Here is a 578-nt window from a genome sequence, read left to right as displayed (position 1 = left end):
GGCGAGGGACCCGGCCAGGGCGTCGGTGGGCAGGAGGCGGGGCGCACCGCCGGGCGCCGCGGCCGCCGGTGCGCCGACGGCCAGCAGCCAGCCGGTGGAGACCGCTCCGGTGGCGGCGCGGCAGCCGACGTACGAGCCGAGGGCGAGCGCGGCGAGCGTGAGCGCGAGCCCCGGCAGCAGCCAGGCCGCGGCCCCGGGGCCCCCGGCGGTGGCGGGCAGCAGCAGTCCGGCGAGGGTGAGCAGCGGTACGGACACCGCCAGCACCGCGGCCGTACGGGTCAGCAGCAGCCGCAGCCCGCCGGACGGCGTGGAGGCGACGATTTCGTGCATCGGGTCGGCGTGCCGCCCGTACGACACGGCGACGCCGAGCGTCGGCAGGACGGGTGCGAGCAGCAGCAGGAGCGGCCGTACCCCGCCGAACCCGGTGGCCCGTGCGGCACACACCGCCCCGACGGCGATGACCAGCAACGAGACCAGCCACGGTCCCCGCAACGCGGGCCCCGCGGCCCATGCGAGCCGGCTGAGGAGGGCGGCCCGGCCGCCCCCGACGAGGCGGGACCCGGCGGCGCGCCGCCCCA

At 80.1% G+C, this 578-nt stretch carries 1 pseudogene; it reads right to left on the bottom strand.

What is annotated here, in order from left to right:
• A pseudogene (locus tag EEJ42_RS30950) lies at nucleotides 1–578 on the bottom strand (zf-HC2 domain-containing protein); the annotation flags it as partial.

Origin of the sequence: Streptomyces botrytidirepellens (genome assembly GCF_003721215.1) — a bacterium.
Classification (GTDB): domain Bacteria; phylum Actinomycetota; class Actinomycetes; order Streptomycetales; family Streptomycetaceae; genus Streptomyces; species Streptomyces himastatinicus.
The sequence above is the reverse complement of the archived record's forward strand: the minus strand, read 5'-3'. Positions and strand labels throughout refer to the sequence as shown.